This window comes from Candidatus Accumulibacter similis, assembly GCA_013347225.1.
Classification (GTDB): domain Bacteria; phylum Pseudomonadota; class Gammaproteobacteria; order Burkholderiales; family Rhodocyclaceae; genus Accumulibacter; species Accumulibacter similis.
Genome location: CP054595.1, coordinates 3,709,881 through 3,730,644, shown reverse-complemented (window position 1 = coordinate 3,730,644; position 20,764 = coordinate 3,709,881). Strand labels below are relative to the sequence as shown.

22 protein-coding genes are annotated in these 20,764 nt (G+C 66.9%); 10 read left to right on the top strand and 12 right to left on the bottom strand.

Annotation, left to right across the window (positions count from 1 at the left end; genetic code table 11):
• Nucleotides 1-201 precede the first annotated feature (201 nt).
• The 3 genes from gltA (at nt 202) to HT579_16380 (ending at nt 2,901) form a co-directional block, all read left to right on the top strand.
• Nucleotides 202-1,536 (top strand): citrate (Si)-synthase, encoded by a 1,335-nt coding sequence (gltA, locus tag HT579_16390; protein QKS30355.1) that lies wholly within the window; start codon nt 202-204, stop codon nt 1,534-1,536.
• Between the two features lie 206 nt (nt 1,537-1,742).
• Complete coding sequence (locus HT579_16385) at nt 1,743-2,021, top strand: hypothetical protein (protein ID QKS30354.1); 279 nt, start codon at nt 1,743-1,745, stop codon at nt 2,019-2,021.
• Between the two features lie 64 nt (nt 2,022-2,085).
• A complete protein-coding gene (locus HT579_16380; GenBank protein ID QKS30353.1) occupies nt 2,086-2,901 on the top strand; it encodes a PEP-CTERM sorting domain-containing protein in 816 nt (271 codons plus the stop codon).
• A gap of 247 nt (nt 2,902-3,148) precedes the next feature.
• Here the strand turns inward: HT579_16380 and HT579_16375 are convergent, their stop codons facing one another.
• A complete protein-coding gene (locus HT579_16375; protein ID QKS30352.1) occupies nt 3,149-4,198 on the bottom strand; it encodes a nitronate monooxygenase in 1,050 nt (349 codons plus the stop codon).
• A 333-nt stretch (nt 4,199-4,531) separates the two neighbouring features.
• On the opposite strand from HT579_16375, the gene HT579_16370 reads away from it, so the two are divergent.
• The 4 genes from HT579_16370 (at nt 4,532) to HT579_16355 (ending at nt 7,254) form a co-directional block, all read left to right on the top strand.
• Nucleotides 4,532-5,314: a hypothetical protein gene (locus HT579_16370; protein QKS30351.1), complete on the top strand. Its 783-nt coding sequence runs from the start codon at nt 4,532-4,534 to the stop codon at nt 5,312-5,314.
• A gap of 102 nt (nt 5,315-5,416) precedes the next feature.
• The gene (locus HT579_16365; GenBank protein ID QKS30350.1) at nt 5,417-6,556 is read left to right on the top strand and encodes a glycosyl hydrolase; all 1,140 of its coding nucleotides are present in this window, start codon (nt 5,417-5,419) and stop codon (nt 6,554-6,556) included.
• Nucleotides 6,557-6,583: 27 nt separating this feature from the next.
• On the top strand, nt 6,584-6,841 hold the full coding sequence (locus HT579_16360; protein ID QKS30349.1) for a MoaD/ThiS family protein: 258 nt from the start codon (nt 6,584-6,586) through the stop codon (nt 6,839-6,841).
• A gap of 239 nt (nt 6,842-7,080) precedes the next feature.
• Nucleotides 7,081-7,254 (top strand): hypothetical protein, encoded by a 174-nt coding sequence (locus tag HT579_16355; protein QKS30348.1) that lies wholly within the window; start codon nt 7,081-7,083, stop codon nt 7,252-7,254.
• 82 nt (nt 7,255-7,336) lie between these two features.
• On the opposite strand, the gene HT579_16350 is transcribed toward HT579_16355, so the two are convergent.
• The 4 genes from HT579_16350 to HT579_16335 form a co-directional block, all read right to left on the bottom strand.
• Nucleotides 7,337-8,647, bottom strand: coding sequence for a DEAD/DEAH box helicase (locus tag HT579_16350; GenBank protein QKS30347.1), 1,311 nt, complete (start codon nt 8,645-8,647; stop codon nt 7,337-7,339).
• Between the two features lie 399 nt (nt 8,648-9,046).
• Complete coding sequence (locus HT579_16345; GenBank protein QKS30346.1) at nt 9,047-9,292, bottom strand: hypothetical protein; 246 nt, start codon at nt 9,290-9,292, stop codon at nt 9,047-9,049.
• A 29-nt stretch (nt 9,293-9,321) separates the two neighbouring features.
• Nucleotides 9,322-9,492, bottom strand: coding sequence for a hypothetical protein (locus HT579_16340; GenBank protein QKS30345.1), 171 nt, complete (start codon nt 9,490-9,492; stop codon nt 9,322-9,324).
• Nucleotides 9,493-9,543: 51 nt separating this feature from the next.
• Nucleotides 9,544-10,767 (bottom strand): hypothetical protein, encoded by a 1,224-nt coding sequence (locus HT579_16335; protein QKS30344.1) that lies wholly within the window; start codon nt 10,765-10,767, stop codon nt 9,544-9,546.
• Between the two features lie 204 nt (nt 10,768-10,971).
• Between HT579_16335 and HT579_16330 the strand changes: the two genes are divergently transcribed.
• Complete coding sequence (locus HT579_16330; protein ID QKS30343.1) at nt 10,972-11,871, top strand: DMT family transporter; 900 nt, start codon at nt 10,972-10,974, stop codon at nt 11,869-11,871.
• On the opposite strand, the gene HT579_16325 is transcribed toward HT579_16330, so the two are convergent.
• The gene (locus HT579_16325) at nt 11,868-12,128 is read right to left on the bottom strand and encodes a hypothetical protein (protein ID QKS30342.1); all 261 of its coding nucleotides are present in this window, start codon (nt 12,126-12,128) and stop codon (nt 11,868-11,870) included. The two genes, HT579_16330 and HT579_16325, sit on opposite strands and share 4 nt — an antisense overlap.
• A 330-nt stretch (nt 12,129-12,458) precedes the next feature.
• On the opposite strand from HT579_16325, the gene HT579_16320 reads away from it, so the two are divergent.
• On the top strand, nt 12,459-13,823 hold the full coding sequence (locus HT579_16320) for a cbb3-type cytochrome c oxidase subunit I (protein ID QKS30341.1): 1,365 nt from the start codon (nt 12,459-12,461) through the stop codon (nt 13,821-13,823).
• Nucleotides 13,820-14,401, top strand: a complete 582-nt coding sequence (locus HT579_16315; protein ID QKS30340.1) for a TlpA family protein disulfide reductase — start codon at nt 13,820-13,822, stop codon at nt 14,399-14,401. The genes HT579_16320 and HT579_16315 overlap by 4 nt, the downstream gene beginning before the upstream one ends.
• Nucleotides 14,402-14,476: 75 nt before the next feature.
• Here the strand turns inward: HT579_16315 and HT579_16310 are convergent, their stop codons facing one another.
• The 6 genes from HT579_16310 to HT579_16285 form a co-directional block, all read right to left on the bottom strand.
• Nucleotides 14,477-14,830, bottom strand: coding sequence for a cytochrome c5 family protein (locus tag HT579_16310; protein QKS30339.1), 354 nt, complete (start codon nt 14,828-14,830; stop codon nt 14,477-14,479).
• Between the two features lie 369 nt (nt 14,831-15,199).
• Nucleotides 15,200-17,113, bottom strand: coding sequence for a 2Fe-2S iron-sulfur cluster binding domain-containing protein (locus tag HT579_16305; protein QKS30338.1), 1,914 nt, complete (start codon nt 17,111-17,113; stop codon nt 15,200-15,202).
• Nucleotides 17,114-17,175: 62 nt separating this feature from the next.
• Nucleotides 17,176-17,673, bottom strand: coding sequence for a hypothetical protein (locus HT579_16300; protein ID QKS30337.1), 498 nt, complete (start codon nt 17,671-17,673; stop codon nt 17,176-17,178).
• Nucleotides 17,666-19,237, bottom strand: a complete 1,572-nt coding sequence (locus HT579_16295; protein QKS30336.1) for a hydrogenase iron-sulfur subunit — start codon at nt 19,235-19,237, stop codon at nt 17,666-17,668. Before HT579_16295 ends, HT579_16300 begins: the two co-directional genes overlap by 8 nt.
• 100 nt (nt 19,238-19,337) lie before the next feature.
• Nucleotides 19,338-19,820 carry a nickel-responsive transcriptional regulator NikR gene (gene nikR, locus HT579_16290; GenBank protein ID QKS30335.1) on the bottom strand — a complete coding sequence of 161 codons (483 nt, stop codon included), beginning with the start codon at nt 19,818-19,820 and terminating at the stop codon, nt 19,338-19,340.
• Nucleotides 19,821-19,824: 4 nt separating this feature from the next.
• Entirely contained in the window at nt 19,825-20,706 is an 882-nt protein-coding gene (locus tag HT579_16285; protein QKS31676.1) for an SCO family protein, read from the bottom strand.
• Nucleotides 20,707-20,764: the final 58 nt, after the last annotated feature.

Genomic DNA, 20,764 nt, shown 5'->3' with positions numbered 1-20,764 from the left:
TCTGGTCGTCGCTCGCGGCATTGACGCCGCTCGCCGCGGCTGCCTATACTGGCCGCGGAGCCACCGGATCGGCCAACCCCGGGACGATTCGCGAGCGGACCGAACGATGCGGGGGCGGACGCCGGACCACAGAATCGATTCTTCGGGCGGGCGCCGCACCAGCGAGTGACCAAGAGCTGCAGGCAGCAAGGAGGCCCGGACATGCAACGAGAACTTCCCGATCTGAAAGTCACGCCGCCGGTGGAAGGCGAGAAGGTGAGCATCGTCTTCCAAGCCGACGGGAAGCAGTACGAGCTGCCCGTTCTCGGCGGCACCCACGGCCCGAAGCTGATCGACGTCCGGCGCCTCTATGCCGAGACGGGCTACCTGACTTACGACCCCGGCTTCATATCGACCGCCAGCTGCGATTCGGCGATCACGTACATCGATGGCGAGGCAGGCATCCTGCTGCACCGCGGCTACCCGATCGAGGAGCTGGCGGCGCACGCCGATTTCCTCGAGGTGTGCTATCTCCTGCTCTACAGCAAGCTGCCGTCCGCCGGGGAACTGGCCGGTTTCAAGGAACTGATCGTGCATCACAGCATGGTGCACGAGCAGTTCAAGCGCTTCTTCGAGGGCTTCCGCCGCGATGCCCACCCGATGGCGGTGATGGTCGGCACGGTCGGGGCGCTCAGCGCCTTCTATCACGACCGCATCGACATCACCGACCCGGAAGCGCGGATGGTGGCGACGCACCGTCTGATCGCCAAGATGCCGACGATCTGCGCCATGGCGTTCAAGTACTCGCTCGGACGCCCGTTTCTCTATCCGCGCAACGATCTCGGCTACGCGGAGAACTTCCTGCGCATGTCGTTCGGCGTCCCCGCCGAGGAATACGTGGTCAGCCCGGTGCTGGCGCGCGCCATCAACCGTTTCCTCGTCCTGCATGCCGATCACGAACAGAACGCTTCTACGGCGACGGTGCGCATCGCCGGTTCGAGCCGTGCCAATCCCTATGCCTGCGTCGCCGCAGGCATCACCGCGCTGTGGGGGCCGGACCACGGCGGAGCGAACGAGGCGGTGGTGAACATGCTCGAGGAGATCGGCAGCAAGGACCGCATCCCGCTCTACATCAATCGCGCCAAGGACCGCAACGATCCCTTCCGGCTGACCGGCTTCGGTCACCGCGTCTACAAGAACTACGATCCGCGGGCGGCGGTGCTGCGCGAATCCTGTCACGAGGTGCTGGCCGAACTGGGCAAGGAGGACGAGCCGCTGTTCGCACTGGCGCTCGAGCTCGAACGGATCGCCCTCGATGACGAGTACTTCATCGAGCGCAAGCTGTTTCCGAATGTGGACTTCTACTCGGGAATCATGCTGCGGGCGATCGGCTTCCCGACCTCGATGTTCCCTTCGCTCTTCGCGCTCGGCCGCTCGATCGGCTGGATTGCCCAGTGGAAGGAGATGATCGAGGGAGCCGACCAGCACATCGCGCGGCCGCGCCAGCGCTACACCGGTGAGCCGGTGCGCGCCTACGTGCCGCTTGCCGATCGCTGATCCGCCGGCCGCCGGGCCTTGGCGCTACGTCCGGCGGGTCGTCATCGAGGCACATGGCGCTCCGGTTCGTCAGCACGCTCGCCTGATCCTGCGACCTGCGCAGCCCAGCGCCCGCTCGCCACGCTGCCCGTCCCTACTGGCGAGCGTCATCGGCATGCCGAGATCGCATCTGTTGTCGTTGTTGCGCATCTGGCGGGAACGCGTGATTGCCCGCTGCCAAGTCGCTCTGTCGCTTGCGCATGCGTCCATCCGGACTTGGTGACGCTTTCTCGCAGGGCAGCCATGAGCTGCGCGCGCATGGTCCATCGGGCGGCGTTTTCGCGGGAGAACCAAGGTCGTCCATTGTGTTGCCGCTCGCCTGGGGAAGCGCTTCCTTGGTCATGAGCCTGGCGAAGCAGCTGTTTGGCCACTTCGGCGATCTGCTGGTGTCGAACAAATTTACAGGTTCCGCCTGGGCGAACGACAGCAAAGCTCCAACTCATTGAATAATATGACGTGGCACGTTTGTTGCTTTCGTTGGTATGATTTCAATCAACAGGAGCAGCCCCCATGTTTCGCATTTCCGCATTGGCCCTCGCCATGAGCCTCGCCGCCCCGGTCGCTTCCGCGACGACGATCCTTTTCAACGACTTTTCCTCGGTTGCCGGGCTGCAGTTGAACAACGCCGCGGCCGCTGCCACGGACGGAAGCAGTCGCAGCGTTCTGCGGGTGACTCCCTCACAGTTCAATCAGGCCGGCTCTGCCTTCAGCACCACGGCGGTCACGCTCGGGGCCAATGTGTCATTCAGCACCAAGTTTGCCTTCAACTTCAATGGCCAGCGGGCTGGCGGCGCCGACGGCCTGGTTTTCGTCGTACAGACCGTCTCGAATACCGCCGGCGGTATTGGTGGCGGCATTGGTTACCTTGGATTGCCGAACAGCGTCGGCATTGAATTCGACAACTGGAACAATGGTGGCGGCGACGGCAACAGCGACAACCATGTCGGTATCGACATCAACGGCAGCGTCAGCTCGGTGGCGCTCAACACCGCCCTGCCCGTGACGCTGGATTCGGGGACCGACCTGTTCGCCTGGATCGATTACGACGGCAACACCGATCAACTGGAGGTACGCTTGAGCGGGACGAACTCCCGTCCGGCCGCGTCGCTGCTCGCGTACAACGTCGATCTGGCCGCCGTTCTGGGGACTCCCAACGCCTTTGTCGGTTTCACCTCAGGTACCGGCGCGGCCGCTGCCAACCATGACGTGATCTCCTGGGAGTTCCGCGACACCTTCGCTCCGGTCGATCTTCCCGAACCGATGAGCCTGACCCTGCTGGGTGTGGCGCTGGCATCGATGGGGCTGGCGCGTCGCCATCGCGCCTGATTCGTTGCGTCGCGGACGCTTGACTCGCAAATCCCGCTGCGGCGGGATTTTCGCGTCATCTGCGGCGCGCCAACCCGAGCGCCCGTTCGCCGTAGTGACGGTGGCCGTTTCGGGGGCTCATTGAGTCGACCGGCGCCGCCGGCCGGGCTCGTAGAGTGTGGCCATCCGTTGATGCAACGTCGCCCTGCGGGGCCGCCTTGCCATGTGGACGTTCGTTCAGTCCGACCCGTTGCCCGATTCGCTTACGCTACGCCGCGCGCGGCTTGCATCCTGCCAGTCGTCGCGTCAGCACCGTCGCCGATTCCTCCGTGATGGCGGCAACGTTCTCCCCCGCCCACAAGGGAGAGAAATCCCCCAGCCCCAGCCCCTCGGCCTTTGCACGCAACGGTCCCAGCGCGGCGGTGGCGAGCGGGAATTCCGGCGGCAGGTCGCTGAGCGCTCCCAGTTCGCGCATCAGGCGGTTCTCGATGCCGCGCGCCGGGCGGCCGGTGAAGAGGTTGGTGAGCCGCGTGTCGCCGCCGCTGGCAGCCTTCAGCGCGGCGCGGTGCACCGGGCTGGTGGTGGCCTCCGGGCAGAGCAGGTAGGCGGTGCCCACCTGCACGCCGGCGGCGCCTTGCTGCAGGGCGGTGGCGACGGCCCCAGGGGTGGCGATGCCGCCGGTGGCGATGACCGGCAACCTCGTCGCGGCTACGATGCGCGGCAGCAGTTCGAAGGTCTGCATCTGCCTGTTCAGGTCCCGATCCAGGAAGTGACCGCGGTGGCCCCCGGCTTCGAGGCCTTGCGCGATGATGCCGTCGGCGCCGTGGTCTTCGAGCCACCGCGCTTCGTCCACGGTGGTGGCGCTGCAGAGGATCCTGGCGCCCCAGGCATGGACGCGGTCCACGAGTTGCCGCGCCGGCAGCCCGAAATGAAAACTGACGATGGGCGGCGCGAAGGGAGTGATGACGTCGGCAACCTCGTCGCTGAACGGCAGACGGCCCGGGCCGGCCGGGATGCCGGCGGGGTCGATGCCGAGTTCGGCGTAGTAGGGCGCCAGCGCGGCGCGCCAGCGCGCTTCGCGGGCCGGGTCGGGCGCCGGCGGGGTGTGGCAGAAGAAGTTGAGGTTGTACGGCCGGTCGGTGGCGGCGCGGATGGCCGCCACTTCCAGGCGGATCGCCTCGGGCGCCAGCATGGCGCAGGGCAGCGAGCCCAGGCCGCCGGCCCGGCAGACGGCGATGGCGAGCTCGCTACCCTGCACGCCAGCCAGCGGCGCCTGGATGATCGGCAGGTCGATGCCGAAGAGTTCGGTGATGCGCATGGTCGTTTCTTGGCCTGGTGGGGTGGGTCTGCCTTGCCGGTGTCGCACGCGCCGGGCGCGCCTCGCGTTGTGGGCGTCGGCAGCTCGGCGGTCGGTCGGAACGGATGGCTTGCTTGGCGGCTGGCGGGCCCGGTCGTCACGATCGGCGCTGAACGGCCCCGGCCAGGCGGCCGCCAAGAGCGCGTATGATAGCTTGGCGCCGGCGACCGCGGCGGCGACGCGATTCGTTTCCGCGCCGGGCGTGAGAGTCAGCCGCTTGCGTACGCTGCCGTGCGGCCTCCGGCAGGCACGGCTGCGAGGCTGGATGACCGACCGACGCGCCAAGGCCGGCGCGTGCAGCACCGGGGTCAGGAGCGCAGCGTCGGTGACGGCCCCTTGGTCGAGACCGGGGAACTGATCGCCGGGTTGGCGATCATTCAATTGCGTTCTCGCGCAGACGCTGTGGATTGGTCGATGCGCCTTCCTGGTCGGCTCGGCGCGAGCTGCGCCGTCGGGACTGGGGCGCCTCCGTTGCCAACTCGTTGGGTTTGCCGCCGAGCGAGGGGATGGACCGCTTCCGGACGCTCGCCACCGTATACCGGGACTGAGTGGAGAAATCGACATGACGAATACGGGGCGCGAAACGAACGATGCGGAGGAGTGTCCGCGGGAGGGCAGACCATGAGCACGAAACTCGAATTCTCGGTGCGCATCCAGGCGACGCGGCCACACGTCTGGCGCGCGATGCTCGACGACCCCACCTACCGCGTGTGGACACGGCCTTTCTGCGAGGGCTCGTACTACGAGGGATCCTGGGACGAGGGCGCGCGCATCCGCTTCCTGTCGCCGGACGGTGGCGGCATGGTGGCGCAGATCGTGGCGAACCGGTTGCACGAGTTCATTTCGATCCGCCATCTGGGTATCATCCGGGACGGTGTCGAAGATACCGACGGCGCTGCCGTCAAGGCCTGGGGTGCGGCGTTCGAGAACTACCGTTTCCGCGACGTCGACGGTGCGACCGAGGTATCGGTCGAGTGCGACACGGCGCCGGAGTTCGAGGACTACCTGCGCGATGCCTGGCCGAAAGCCCTGGCCGTGCTCAGGGAACTGTGCGAGGCCGGGCCGGACGCGGTGTGAACAGGTCGATGACGGGCAGCGCGCGATGAGAGTCCGGTGCCTTTGCTGCGACATGGCGGCAGCGTCGGTGGCAGGTTTGGCGTTGGTGGAAAGGAATGCGGGATGACGAACACGAGCGTGAATCCGGTCTTGCTGGTGGCGACGCGCAAGGGCGCCTGGCTTTTTCACGGTGATGCGGCGCGCCGGTCCTGGCGCGCCGACGGCCCGCATTTCCTCGGCCACGTCATCAACCACCTCGTGCTCGATGCGCGCGACGGTCGCACCCTGTTGGCGGCGGCGAAGACTGGACACCTGGGGCCGACGATCTTCCACTCGACCGACCTTGGCCAGACCTGGCAGGAAGCGACGAAGCCGCCGGCCTTCGGCCCGGCCACGGACGGGCTCGCCGCGCGCAGCGTCGACCATACGTTCTGGCTGGCGCCGGCGCACGCCAGCGAGCCCGGCGTCTGGTACGCCGGCACCTCGCCGCAGGGCCTGTTCCGCTCCGCCGATTGCGGCGACACCTGGGCGCCGTTCTCGTGCATCAACGACGACCCGCGCTACCGCGAATGGTTCGGCACGGAGCAGGACGGCACGCCCGACGGGCCGAAGCTGCATTCGATCATCGTCGATCCGCGGGACCCGCGGCACCTCTACTTCGCGATGTCGGGCGGCGGCGTGCACGAGTCGACCGACGGTGGGCAGAGCTTCGCGCCACTGGTCGATGGCATGGCGGTGGTCGAGGGTTTCGATCCGGGCGACATCCGCTTCCACGACCCGCACTGCGTGCGCCTGTGCCCAAGCAATCCCGACCGGCTCTACCAGCAGAACCATTGCGGCATCTACCGGCTCGACCGTCCCGACACCCGCTGGCGGCGTATCGGCGCAACGATGCCGCAGGATGTCGGCGACATCGGCTTCCCGCTGGTAGTGCATCCGCGCGACGACCGGGTGGCCTGGGTGCTGCCGATGGACGCCTCGGACGTCTGGCCGCGCACCAGCCCGGGCGGCCGGCCGGCGGTCCATGTCACGCGCGACGGTGGCGACTCGTGGGAGCGTCAGGACCAGGGCATGCCGCGCGAGCAGGCGTGGTGGACGGTGAAACGGCAGGCGATGTGCGCCGACCGTGCCGATGCCGTCGGCCTGTACTTCGGCACGACGAGCGGCGAGTTGTGGTTCAGCCGCGACGAGGGCGCGCACTGGGAGGTGCTGGCGCGCCACTTGCCCGAGATCTATGCGGTCGAGATCGCTTACCCACGGTAACGCCACCGATCGGGCGAGAAGGTGGCGATGCGCGTGCTGATTCCCAGCGCCCTGCAGTCCTACACCGGCGGGGCGTGGGTCGAGGCGGAAGGGGCGACGGTGGGCGCGGTGCTCGACGACCTCGACCGGCGGTATCCGGGAATCCGCTTCCGGATGGTCGACGAGCAGGGTGCGATCCGCCGCCACATGCGGATCTTCTGGCGGCGCGCGATGGTCTTCGATCTGTCGACGCCGCTCGCGGCGGACGGCGAGCTGATGATCGTCCAGGCGCTGAGCGGCGGCTGAGCACGCGAGACGGCAAGTCACGGCCAACCTGACCCTTGCCGACATCCTCAAGCACGTCCGCCGTCCCGGTGATTTCTGTGCCACGGGCCGCCGCGAGATCTTCGCGCCGCGGCTGGAAGTGGCCGGCGTCGGCCTGATTGCCCTGCCGCTGCCGCCGGCACAGACGGAAGCGCTCGTCGCGACAGCCGAACAGGCGACGTGCGGCTGCGGCAATGCCGACAGCAGGCTGGAGGCAGTCCTTGCCGGTGACGCCGGCTATCGTCGTCGACGCGCTCATTGGCTGGAGCGATCGTCGCGGCAATCCGCATGCGCTGGTCTGCACCAGGAATCAGGCGAGATTCGGGCGGCGCGTGGCGAAACGGCAGAAGGATCTGGGGCAGCAGATGCGCTTGCGTCAGTCATCCGGGCAATGAGGCTGGCGAGCAGCTCTGCAACCTTGCCAGGTTTGCCGATCCGCCTCGACGTTCGGCCTCATATTCCTGCGGTTTTCCGAGATCAGCGGTGGCGATTGCCGCTATGGTGCGCGGCGGCGCTCGATTTGGCGACGCCACCGGGGTGTGCGCTCGGTGCTCGCGCTGTATTGCCGCGTGGCGCTCGCGGACGAGCGCCCGGCGGACGCTGGCCGCCACCTGCGCCCGCCGAGCGCACCAGGATAGGTTCGGCGCGAATCGACGGGTCGGGCTCGAAACCGGGATGGGCGAGTACGGCGATCTGCTTCTTGAGCAGACGCTCGATGTCGCCGAGCAGGTTCTTCTCGTCGATGCAGACCAGCGACACGGCCTGGCCTTCGGTTCCCGCGCGGCCGGTGCGGCCGATGCGGTGGACGTAGTCCTCGGCGACGTTGGGCAACTCGAAATTGACCACGTGCGGCAGTTCATCGATGTCGATGCCGCGGGCCGCTATATCGGTGGCGACGAGCACGTGCAGCTTGCCGCTCTTGAAATTGGCGAGGGCGCGCGTGCGGGCGTTCTGGCTCTTGTTGCCGTGAATCGCCTCGGCCTCGATGCCAGCCTTGAGCAGCTTTTCGGCCAGTCCGTTGGCACCCCATTTCGTGCGTGTGAACACCAGCACCTGATGCCAGCCCTTGTCGCGGATCAGCTCGACCAGCAGGTCGCGCTTGCGTTCGCGATCGACCTTGTAGACATACTGCGTCACGAGTTCGGGCGCGGTGTTGCGGCGTTCGGATTCGACGTATTTGGGAGCGGTGAGGAAGTTGCTCGCGAGTTCGCGGATCTCATCCGAGAAGGTCGCCGAGAAGAGCAGTGTCTGGCGCTTCTTCGGCAGCAGCGCGAGGACACGCCTGATGTCGTGGATGAACCCCATGTCGAGCATGCGGTCGGCCTCGTCGAGCACCAGCACTTCGACACCGGAAAGATCGACGTGGCGTTGCTGCGCGTGGTCGAGCAGTCGGCCGGGTGTGGCGACGAGAATGTCGACGCCCTTCCTGAGTGCTGAAATCTGTGGATTGATGCTGACGCCGCCGAAGATCACGAGCGACTTGAACGGCAGGTGCGCGCCGTAGGTGGCGACGCTGTCTTCGACCTGTGCCGCGAGCTCGCGCGTCGGCGTCAGGATCAGTACGCGAATCCTGCTCGGCCCGGCGGTCTTGGTTTGGGCCAGACGATGGAGGATCGGCAGGGTGAAACCGGCGGTCTTGCCGGTGCCGGTCTGTGCGCAGGCCATCAGGTCGTTTCCTGCAAGGACGACGGGGATGGCCTGGGCCTGGATCGGGGTGGGTGTTTCGTAGCCTTGGTCGGCAACGGCGCGAAGGATCTCGGGTACGAGACCCAGTTCAGTGAATTTCAAGCGTCAAGACTCCATGCGTTCACCCTGCGTGCGTGACGAATCGCCAATGCACGAACCAGTCTGGGCAAACAATCAGGTATTTGTGGGCAAGGCAAGGCAGAAATGCCCGGCCAGATCGGACAAGCGCCAAGACTGACGGGTGGCGCTTCAAGGAGGGCGGATGCTAGCACGTCTCGGACCGAACGTGTTCAGTATCGCGCTCGGGCCTGATTCGGGAGTCTCGCTGAACGGCGGAACGTCCCGGTTGTGGGGTCGCAGAGAGTTCGACCACTGCTGACCGTCGCTGCCTGCCGGACCCGTCGGGAAGGCGGCGGCGAGAGCGCAGCAATGATCACCCGCCCGGTTGCAAGGTCGGGGGCGGCACAGCAGGAGTACGGAGGCTGCTCGATGATCGGCGATTCACCTTGCTGTCACCGAAATTGGCAACTGTGAACATTCTTGCGGCGCCCTGCTCGACGAAAAATCATTGTTGTTGAAGTCTTTCTTCGACTGCGGGCGGCAGAAGTCTCGCTGCCGCAGTCGGCGCACCGGAAAGCCGACGTGGCCAGCGTACTGACGGGCCGCGTGCCGGCCGCTGTCGCCGCTGACCTCGACGACCTGAAACTGCTCGAAGGGATCCAGATCATCGATACGCCAATGATTCATCGTCGCGCCGCGGAGCTGGCCATCCCGTGTCACACCACCTGGTCGACACGCTGTACCACCCGACCGCGTTCGAAAGCGAAGCGGTCATGATCACTGCCGACCGCCGGTACCATGCCAAGGTGGCCCATCTCGGCCGCACCATCCTGCTCGAACAGCTCGCCGCATGCATGCCGCTGGAAGGAGTCCGGAAGTTCCGGCAAAGCAGCCCCTGCACGATCGCTTGGCGCGCTCATCGGGCGGTGGTCACCGGCTCACTGCTCCCGCTCCGTATCGTCTTCCTCATCGATGTCTTCGTCCTCATCCGGGCTTTCGTCTTCGTGCAGGTCTTCGATGTCGAGACCCGGCGCTGCCGGCAGGAGGATTTCCTGCGGCCGGGGCGCGAGTTCGACCGGCTGCGGCCGCGCTGGCGTGAGGTCGTCGTCGATCCGTGTCGCCAGGTAATGAACCGCTGCCATGACGCTGCTGGCGGGGTTCTCGACCAGGCTGAACCACATCTCCGCCAGCGAGGCGTCGAGGTTGGCGCGCAACTGGGCCTCGATTTCCGGCCGCTGCTTCTCGTGCGCGGCCAGTCCGGCGCCGAACGCGCCGAGTGTGATGACCGCCCCCGGCACGCCGCCGATGATCGCCGCGGCGGCGCTGGCGGCGCCGCTGGTGGTGAGACGCGTCAGCGCCTGCTCGCTGGCACGACGGGCCGCCGGTGACAGCCGCGAATCGTCCGTGCCGCCACTGTCGGCAGCAGCGGCGCGAATCCTGTCGAGCAGGGCGCCGTAGGCCGGCAGCGCGGCCAGCGGGTCGGCCCGCATGAACTGCAGGAGCGACGCGTCATGTGCCGGCGGCGGCGCCAGCGAGATCGCCGGAATCCGCTGCAGGCGGCGGTCGAACTGGTCGGCGGGAACGGCGTGGCGTTGCCGGATGCCGGTCAGCGCGGCGCCGAGGGTGCGCTGGTAGATGCGCGTCGCCGTCTTCCGCACCTCCGCCGGATCGACCTCGCGAACGACCGGGTCGAGGACGCGCTCCTGGTACTGCTCCTGCAGGTAGGCTGCGAGTCTGCCGGCTGCCGGATCGCTCGTTCCCTCGTTGCCCAGCCGGTACCACGCAACCTTGATCGCCAGCCATTGCTGGGTTCCGTAGCTGGTGAACCACGGGATGAAGTCGGTTTCGCAGTAGTGCTGCACGCGCTGGCGCCACTTCGCCATCGCCGCGCCGGCATGCTCGCCGGCTGGTACGGTCGCTGCGCGTGCGGCAGCGGCGATATCGCGATCGACCTGCCACCAGGTGCTCTCGGCGACCAGCACCGGCGACGGTGGGGGCGGTGGCGGGCCAGGGCTGGCGCATGCGGTCAGCAGGAGCAGCAGGAGCAGCGTGACGGGAGCCAGCCAGTCGGGCGCGCCGCCGGGCCCGGCAGCGGCCGGCACGCCGTTGTGCTGCCGATTGCTGGCTGCGGGTAGGCGCAGCGGGCGATCCATGCCGTTCATGCTGTTCCGTCCGGATGACGCAACAGCATGCTAGCACCGGCCGCCGGCCAGTGGTGAGTGGCAGCGCAGCCGCGCGTGGGCAACGGGCAGATCGGCCGGGCTGTTCGTCGGCACGGCGGCGGTCGGTACGTCACTCTGGGCTGCGGGTTGTCGCTGGCGGACGGAGGCGGCATGATTCGTCTTTGCCCGCTCCGACTGCCCCGCATGCCCTGGAATAATTGGTCCGCCGAACGCGTCGGCGTCGTCCTCGCGATGCTGGCGGCGCTCGGCTTCTCACTGAAGGCGATCTTCGTCAAGCTGGCCTACGCGGCAGCACCGGTCGATGCAGTGACGCTGCTCTCGCTGCGCATGATCTTCTCGCTGCCGGCCTTCCTCTGGGTGGGCTTCGTCGCCAGCCGGTCGGCGCCGCCGCTGCGGCGGCAGGACTGGCTGGCGGTGTTGCTGCTCGGTCTGCTCGGCTACTACGGTGCGAGCATGCTCGACTTCCTCGGCCTGCAGTACATCTCGGCCGGCCTCGAGCGGCTGATCCTGTTCACCTATCCGACGTTGACCCTGATCATCGCCGTGCTGTGGCTGGGCAAGCGGCTTGGCCGGCGCGAGATCGCCTCGCTGCTGCTGTCCTATGCCGGGATTGCGCTGGCCTTCGCGCACGACCTGCACGTTGCCGGCGAGACCGATGCCGTCCTCGTCGGTGGTGCCTTCGTCCTCGCCTCGTCGCTGTGTTATGCGATCTACGTCGCCGGCAGCGGTCCGGCGATCGCCCGTCTCGGCGCCGCGCGGTTCACCGCGCTGGCGATGCTGGTGTCGACGCTGGCGACGCAACTGCACTTTCTCGCGACGCGGCCGTTGTCGACGCTGCTGCAGCCGCTGCCGGTGCTGCTCTACGGCGTCGCGATGGCGATCGTGTCGACCGTCGTTCCGGCCTTCATGCAGTCGGCTGCCGTGCGCCGCATCGGTCCTGAGCGGATGGTGCTGATCGGCACGCTGGGGCCGATGCTGACCATCTTCTTCGGCTGGCTCGTCCTTGACGAGCCGCTTTCGGCGGCGCAGCTAGCCGGTGCGGCCCTCGTTCTCGCCGGCGTCGTTCTGGCGGGACGCGGCTAGGCGCGCGACGGGAGAGCGACGCCCTCGCCGGCAACGGTGCGCCGGGCATGGCCTGCTGGCGCCCATGAGGCGCGCGAGCGGAAGGTTTCGAGCAGGCCGATGCGGCTCCAGGCGAGGAGCGCCGGTACGCCGGCAACGATTGCCGACCTGGCGGCAACCAGCGAAGAGTTGACCTCGTCGAGGACCGGCAGACGACCGGCGACGATGGCCGAGACCGCGACCAAGGCGGCGATGAAATGGCTGCTCAGGCTTTTCATGATCGGACTCTCGGTTGCGGGGGCGGTCATTCGGAAAGCCGGAGAACGCTGGCAGTGCGGCGTTCGCGGCCGCCGACGGGACATCCGCGCGACGGATCGGTGGTCGCGATCGCCCTGGCGCAGGCGAGGAAATGGTTCTCGAGGCGGTGTCAACAGCCGCCCGGCGGCTGTCCCGTCATCCCTTGACGGCAGTGTCTGCAGCCGGGTGCGACAGTCTTGCGGCAAGGAGCAGCGCCCGCAGTGCCGTGGCCTTTCGGGGTTGCCGGCTGCGGCTTGGCGACGGTGGCCTGCGCACCGTATACTCTGCCGCTTTTCCCGGCCGAGGCAGTCATGGATGAAAAAGGGGTAGCATTTCCCGCCGCAAGGGTGGCCGTGCCGCTGCCCGTCGCCGGCACACCGGTGGCACTCGCGCGCGCCTGGCTGTGGCTCGGGGTGATGGCGCTGATCGGCTCCGGTCTGCTGGCAGTGCTGCTGGTGCTGTCGCGGACGCCAGGGATCCAGGACGTCTTCCCGCTCAAGGACCTCTTTCGCGCCGCGCTGGTGGTCCACGTCGACCTGTCGGTGGCCGTCTGGTTCATGGCTTTCGCCGTCGTCGTCTGGTCGGCGCTCGGTGGGCCAGGTTTCGCCTGGCTCGGCTGGAGCGGTTTCGGTCTGGCGGCGCTGGGTACCGCGCTGATGACGGTGTCGCCGTTCTTTCCCGGCGCCCAGCCGGTGCTCAACAACTACATCCCGGTTCTCGAGCAGCCGCTGTTCTTTGCCTCGCTGTGGATCTTCGGCGCCGGCTCGCTGCTGGCGGTCGTGCGTGCGCTGCTCACCTCCTGGCCGCGGCCGTTCGCCGCTGACCCGTTGCGCCTCGGCTCCTTCCTGGGGGCGCTGGCGGCGCTGCTCTCGCTGGCGGCGTTCTTCGTCTCGTGGCTGTTGGTGCCGTGGGTCGAGGGGCAGATCTACTACGAGGTGATCTTTTGGGGCGGCGGGCACGCGCTGCAGTTCCAGCATTCGCTACTGATGGTCGTCGCCTGGCTGTGGATCGCCGCTGCGCTCGGCAGACCGGCGCCGGCCTCGCCTCGCGCGCAGTCGCTGATGTTCATCGTCGCGGCGCTGCCCCTGCTGGCCGTGATCGCCATCTACCTGCTGGTGCCGGTCGGCTCGCTGCCGCATGTCGAACTGTTCGCGAAGCTGATGATCTGGGGCCATCCCTACATGCTGCCGCTGCTGCTGGCCGGAGCGTTGGCGCTGTGGCGCGCGCGCGGCGCGGCGGCCGATCCGGCGAGGTCGGCCTTCATCGCCTCCTTCGTCCTGTTCGTCCTTGGCGGCGCGCTTGGCTACCTGATCCACGGCGTCAATGTCGTCATCCCGGCGCATTATCACGGGTCGACGGTCGGTGTGACGCTGGCGTTCATGGGGCTCGCCTACGTCCTGCTGCCGGTGCTCGGCTTCGCACGCGCCGAGGGAGCGATGGCCGTCTGGCAACCGTACGTCTATGGCGCCGGACAGTTGATCCATGTCCTCGGTCTCGCCTGGTCCGGCGGCTACGGCGTGCAGCGCAAGGTTGCCGGCGCCGACCAGTTCCTGACGACGCTGCCGCAGAAGATCGGCATGGGAATGATGGGACTCGGTGGACTGATCGCCGTCATCGGCGGGCTGATGTTCGTCCTGGTCTGCCTCAGGGCGATGTCCGCCGGGCGCCGGCAATGAGGCGACAGACTGCGCTGCTGCTGGCTGTGGCGGCCGGGATCGCAACGCTGGTGACGATCGGCTGGCTCGGTCATCGCCTGCTGCAGCCGGCACGGCTGCCGGGCGCGGTGCCGCCGGGCCTGATTTCGGGTGCGAACATGCCGCCGGAGCAGGGGCAGGCGATGGCCGACGCGATCATGGCACTGACGCTGCCCGATCTCGCCGGTAAGCCGCAGGCGATCGCGCAGTGGCGCGGCAAGGTGCTGGTGGTCAATTACTGGGCCAGTTGGTGCGCGCCGTGCGTCGAGGAAATGCCGGCGTTCTCGCGCCTGCAGGAGAAGTACTCGGCACGCGGCGTGCAGTTCGTCGGCATCGGCATCGACGACGTGGAGAAGATGCAGGCCTTCGTTCGCCGGACGCCGGTGGCCTACCCGCTGCTGGTCGGCGACGCGGCTGGCAGCCAGACGCCCGCCCTGCAGGTGCGCGGACTGCCCACCACAATAGTCATCGACCGCGACGGGGGGCTCGCAGGCAGCCGCCTCGGGAGGCTCGACGAGGCGACGCTGGAGCCGATGCTGTTGCGGCTGGTCGGGGACTGAGAGCACTGCACGCGGCAGGGGGGATCGGTCCTCGCTGCCGCTCCTGAGCAGCCCGTCCGCTCCATCCTTCTCCGCTCAGTGCTGCTTGACTGCAGCGCCCGCGGTCTGCCCGACCATGCAATTGACGGCAGCACGGATTTCGGCGTCGCTGAGGCTCGCCATGCCGCCGCGTGCCGGCATGCCCTTGTGGCCACCAATGGCGGAGTTCACCAGCGGGGCGACGCCGTTCTGCAGGCGAGGCTTCCAGGCGTCGATGTCACCGATCTTCGGAGCGCCGTCCTTGCCCGGTCCGTGGCAGGCGATGCAGACTGTATCGACCACTTCCTTGCCGCTCCGGTCGGCCGCGTGGCTCACCAGGGGAAACAGACCGAGGAGCAATGCGGCAAGTGGCAGGCGACTGCGGTGCCGGGCAAGATTCGCTTTTTTCATGGGTGGCCTCCCTGTCGTTGGAGACTTTCCGCACATTGTGAGACGCGGTGACCGCATCTGGCAGAAAATGGCCTCGGCCCGCTTCCTCGAAGCGCACTGCCTGTCCGTGGAGGAAGATGATACCAGCAGTGCGGGTGCGCACCGGAAGACTCGCAAGGTCATGAGCAGCCGTCGCGTTGGCAGCGTGCCGGCGTGCTGGGAACTCGCCTCGTCTGGTGTCGTGGCCGGCATCGGAACAGCGGCGAGCTGCCGTACCGTCCGCGTTGGCCCAAACGCCCCTGACTGCTTGTCGCGAGCCTCTCTGTCCACCAGGGGCGGCAGGATCCCCGCCCAGCCTGCGCGAGGGCGGCCGTGTTGCCAATCGTCTCGCTACCTCCGTGGCTGAAACGCCATCGATCGTGCCGAGACGCTGAAGGCGTCGGAGAAGCAGGCACCGTCCTCGGCGCCGTGCTGCTTCAGGAACGGGAAGATCGCCTCGACCATCCTGACCGAGCCGCAGGCGTAGATCTCGTGCTGTTGCAGTTCCGGGAAGTCGGCGAGAATCGCCTCGTGCACCAGGCCCGTACGGCCGCTCCACCGGTCTTCCGGAGCCGGCTCGGAGAGCACCGGGATGAAGTGGAAGTTGCTGTGCTCGCGTGCCCAGCGGGCCGGCAACTCGGGCAGGTAGAGGTCCTTGAGGGCCTTCACTCCCCAGTAGAGATGGATCTCGCGTTTCAGGCCACGCTTGAAGGCATCCTCGACCATGCTCTTGACCGGCGCGAAACCGGTGGCGCCAGCGACGAAGACGATCGGCCGTTCCGACTCGCGCAGGGTGAAATCGCCGATCGGTCCCTCGAAGCGCACCTCGTCGCCTTCCCTCATCGTCTCGAAGACGTGCGTCGTAAAGCGGCCGCCGGGCATCAGGCGGATCTGCAGTTCGACGAAGTCCGGCTGGTGCGGCGGGTTGGCGAAGGAGAAGGCACGCCGCTGGCCATCCTCGAGAATGATGTTGACGTACTGGCCGGCCTTGAAGCTGATCTGCTCGCCGTCGGGCAATCGCAGCAGCACCTGCATGACGTCGTGCGTCAGCCGGTGCATGTGGACGACCTTCGCGGTGTATTCGCGGAAGGCTTTCGGTGCCGCGCTCGCCTGATACTCGATCTCGGCGTCCTCGAGCGCGGTGGCGCAGCACATCAGGACCTTGCCCTGTGCCAGCTCGGCGGCCGACAGCGCGCTCGGCTGGTAGAGGCCGGGATCGACCCTGCCATGCAGGACCGTGCATTTGCAGACGCCGCAGCCGCCGTTGCGGCACTCGTAGGGCAGGTCGATGTCCTGGCGCAGGCCGGCGTCGAGCAGCGTTTCGTCGAAGCGGGCGCTGACCGCCCGCCGGTCGGGATGGAAGGTGACCGCGGTCAGCGCCTGCGCCGAGCCGTGCTTCTTCGGCGGCAACCATGGCACCAGGAGGAGGAGGGCAGTCAGTCCGAGAACCCAGTACCAGAGATGCAGCGGGTTGATTACGTAGACCAGCGCCAGCACCGGCAACTCGAACCAGTCGAAGTCGATGTTCGTCGGCACCACCGACATGTCGGCCTCGCCGCCCTGGCTGACGATCGGCTTCAGCAGCGCCAGCACGAGGAACATCAGCGTCACGGCGATGGCGATCGGTCGCGGCGGATTGATGTGCGCACGCGGCACGCGCTGCACATGCACCCACATGATGAAGGCGACGATCAGCGGCGCACCGATGTGGATGAAGGCGAGCAGCGTGAACAGGCGGCTGTTGACGCTCTCGAGGTAGAGGAAATTGCGGATCAGCGTACCGTTGAACATCGGCAGGACGTCGAACCACTCGGCGGTGGCGATGACGACGAACTGTGCCAGCCTGTCCCAGACGAGCATGAAGCCATTGACGCCGGCGATGTAGATCAGCCACAGCAGGGCGACCCCGGTCAGCCAGGAGAACGAGCGAAAGCCGCGATAGCGATCGTAGGCGAAGTGCCGCAGCATGTGCAGCAGCATCGTCAGGATCATGCCGTCGGTGGCGTAGCGGTGGATGCTGCGCAGGATGCCACCGGCCCACCACTGGTCGTGGGTGATGCTCTCGACCGACTCGAAGGCGTCATGGACGCCGGTGTCGGCGAAGATGTAGAGGTACAGACCGGAGACGAGCAGCAGCCAGAACTGCCAGAAGCTGATCGTGCCCAGATGGTAGAAGGGGTTCATCTTGTCGCCGAAAGCGACGTTGAAGATGTTCTCGATGCGCATGAACAGCCAGCGCAGGATTTGTTGCAGGACCTTGACCATGTCGATGTCAGCTCGGGAAATTGGGGAAGCGTCTGTGGACTGCCGTTCGCCGCGAAGGGCGATCACCTGAAGAACAGGCCGCCCTGGTCGGGGTTGAAGTCGATCACCATCACCTGATGCGGCTTGAGGCTGATCCGTTCTTCCTTGACGAAGTTGAATCCCGGTTTGACGAGGTTGTCATTCATGCGGACCGCGAGCTGGTGACTGCCGGCCTTCACCTCGAAACGCCTGTAGATTGTCGACACGCCATCCTTGTAGAGGCCGGTCGGGCGCATCACCGTCTGCAGGATGGGCTGACCGTCGAGATCCACTTCCAGCCTGATGTCCGAGCGCTCGCGCGGGCAGTCCAGCGGCGCGCGCATGTTGGGCGGCATCTTCGCCAGTTCATCGGGACTTCGCTTGCGGCATTCACGCTCGCCGAGGTGGCTGATCGACAACTTGATCAGCGCCACGTCGTCGGCAACCTCGTGGTACTTTGGCGAGGTGGCGAAGTAGCCGATGAAGGCGGCAAAGGCACCGTAGAGGATCACCTGACCGATGATGGCGACGGGTTTAGGCATGGTTTGACGCTCTCCGCAGATAGGGTTGAAGTCGCTCGCCCGCCAGAGCCTCGTTGTCGAGGCGGGCCCTGAATTCGTCCAGGGCAGCACTGAGGGTGCCTTCGTCGCCGGCGGCGGCGGCGCAGAGCTGCAGCCGCGCCGCGGGTACCGTTCGCCGCAGGTGCGGTTCGCGCGCACCCGCTAGGCGCTCGCGCGTCCAGCGATCGCCAAGCCGGAAGTCACAGCCCCCCGGGCGGCAGGTATTCAGCAGCACGCCGTCGGCGCCGCCGCGCAGTGCGTATTCGACGAAGGATGGCGGTAACATGCCGGCGCACAGCAGCGGTAGTACCGCCGTGTCGGCGGCTGCCAGTGCGCTCGCTTCGGCACCGCGGGCGCAGGCGAAGACGACGACCCGGTGCGCGCCAGCCAGTCCCGCGAGCGCCTCTTCGAGCTGCTCGCGCAGCGCATGGATGGGTTGTTGCGGCATGTCGATGCCGGTGACCAGCGTCTCGCGGCGGCGGAAGGGCGTCGAGGAAGGGCACGAGCCGGCACAGATGCCGCAGGCTGCGCAGAGCTCGCTGTCGACCATGGCCAGCCTGAAGCCCGGGCGCAACGGGTGCGGCTGCATGGCGATTGCCGCGTAGGGGCAGTCGGCAAGGCAGCGATCGCAGCCGGTGCAGTTGGCCGGATCGACGACCGCCACCGGTTCCGGCGCCGGGTGTGGCAGCAGCGGCAGGGCGATCAGCAGGGCGGTGAGGGCGAAGAGCAGCAGCCACACGACCCCTGGCGAAGTGAAGTCGGTCAGCGGATGGATGAAGAGGATGAACCAGTCGAAGTCGAGTGCGCCGGGAATCACCGCCAGATTGGCCGGTGGGTTGCTCAGCGCCGGCTGCAGCAGCGAGAGGACGATCAGCGCCAGCAGCGTCGCCAGCATCACCCGGCGCGTCGGCAGGTAGTCCACGTGACTGATGCGATGCACGTGCGCCCAGAGGCCGAGGATCAGCAGCAGCGGTACGCCGAGATGAATGAAGACCAGCACGGTGAAGAAGCGATCGCTGATCGAGTCGGGGGTGAGGAAGTTGCGGGCCGAAGGTTCGCTGAAGATCGGCAACCAGTCGAGCAACTCGGCCGTGGCGGTGGCCGAGAGTTGCGCGAGCTGGTCCCAGACGATCCAGTAGCCGCCGATGCCGCTGATGTACGCCAGCCAGAGCAGCGGAACACCGGTGATCCACGAATAGAGGCGAAAGCCGTAGTAGCGTCCGTAGCCCCATTCACGGATCAGGTGCAGCGCCATCACCAGCATGAAGCCGTCGGACGCGTAGCGATGCAGGCTGCGCAGAACGCCACCGAGATACCACTGCTCGACTGACAGGTAGCCGATCGACTTGTATACGGCGTCGATGCCGGTGTCGAGCACGGTGTACAGATAGAGGCCGCTGCCGACAATGATCCACAGCAGGTAGAGGCCGAGGGCGCCAAGGTGGCGCAGCGGGTTGTCGGCGCCGCCAAACGGACCGTCGAGAGCTTCTTCGATGCGCAGGAAGACGCTGCTCGCGCCCTTGCGCAAAGTGGTGTGGAAACTCACGGAAGGACCAGGAGGTGTGCCGCCGGTAATTATTAGCCGTTGATTATATTGGTCGCTCTTGCGCGGCGAATTGACACGGGTCAAATCGACGATCCCGCTGTCAGGTCTTCGGAGTGCTATGGACGTGCGGCAGGAGGGTGCCCGCGCCGGCCGCGGACCGGTGCTGATGCGGCTCGTGCCCGATGTCCGCTGGTACCAGGTTGAGCTGGCCATGGCGAACGCCGCGCTCGGCGAGCAGCGCGTCGGCAAACTCGCGCACGGCTGTCGTCGGCCCACGCAGAAACACCGCTTCGATGCAGTTGTCGTGGTCGAGGTGGGCATGCATGGCCGACAGCGTCAGGTCGTGGTGCTGGTGTTGCAGCGCCGTCAGGCGCTCCGCCAGCTCGCGCTGGTGGTGGTTGTAGATGTAGGAGACGGTAGCGATGCAGTAGGACGCTTCGTCACTCTGCAGCTGATGCGCACCGAGTTGCTGCCGCAGCAGGTCGCGGATCGCCTCCGAGCGCGAGCGGTAGCCCTTGCTGCGGATCAGTTCGTCGAAGGCCTCGGCGAGCGGAACCTCGAGCGAGATGGTGAAGCGCTGCATCGGTCTACTGCGCCTTGCCTTCGCTGCGGCGCCGGTTCTTCCAGAAGTTGATCGACAGATAGATCATGAAGCCGACGAAGGTGATGAAACCGGCAAACTGGAAGTACAGCGAGTAGTTGGTCCGGTAGCGGCCAGTGACCGGATCGTAGATCGAGCAGAGGATGCGCACACGTTCCATGATCTCCTGCAGCGTGCCGGCCTCGGGCGGGATCGCCGAGCCGGTGATCAGCAGCTTGAGCGGTTCGGCGAGGTCTTCGGCGGTGAACTTCTCGCCGTAGACCTGGCGGACGATCCGCCCGTCGGCGTCCACCAGCGTCACCTGGTTGATGTGGTCGAAGCCGGCCGGAGTGGCGACGTAGCTGAAACCGAAATTCGCCGTCAGGTCGCCGACGACTGCCGGGGCAGGGCTGAGGAACTCCCAGTTCGGCAGGCGGATGCCATACTGCCGGGAGAAGTCCGCCAGTGCGGCCGGCGAGTCGAAGGGTTGGTTGAAACCGATGCTGATGACGTTGAAGCGATCGGCGCCCATGACGCTGACCGTGGTGTCGACAGCTTTCTGCAGGTTGCGCGTGATCGTCGGGCAGACCTGGAAGCAGGCGGTGTAGATGAAGGTGACGACGAGCGGCTTGCCGCGATAGCGCGACAGCTCGACCGGCCTTCCCTGGCGGTCGAGGAGGACGAAATCGCCGACTTCCTTGCCGATCGCAGCCTGCGAGACCGCGAAGGCCGCCTTCTCGTCGAGAGTGGTCAGCGCCAACCCGCTCTTGGCGCCCTGCGGTCGCGCGGTGAGTCTGGGCTTGTCGCCCGCCGCTTCGTCGGCGCGCAGCGGGTTTGCCGGCAGCAGAAACAGCAGGAAGAGGAAGCCGAGCAGCACTCCCGGGACCATCGCCAGTCGAGCAGTCGGCAGAGCCTTGCGGCGGACGCACAAGTTTCGTCGAATCACC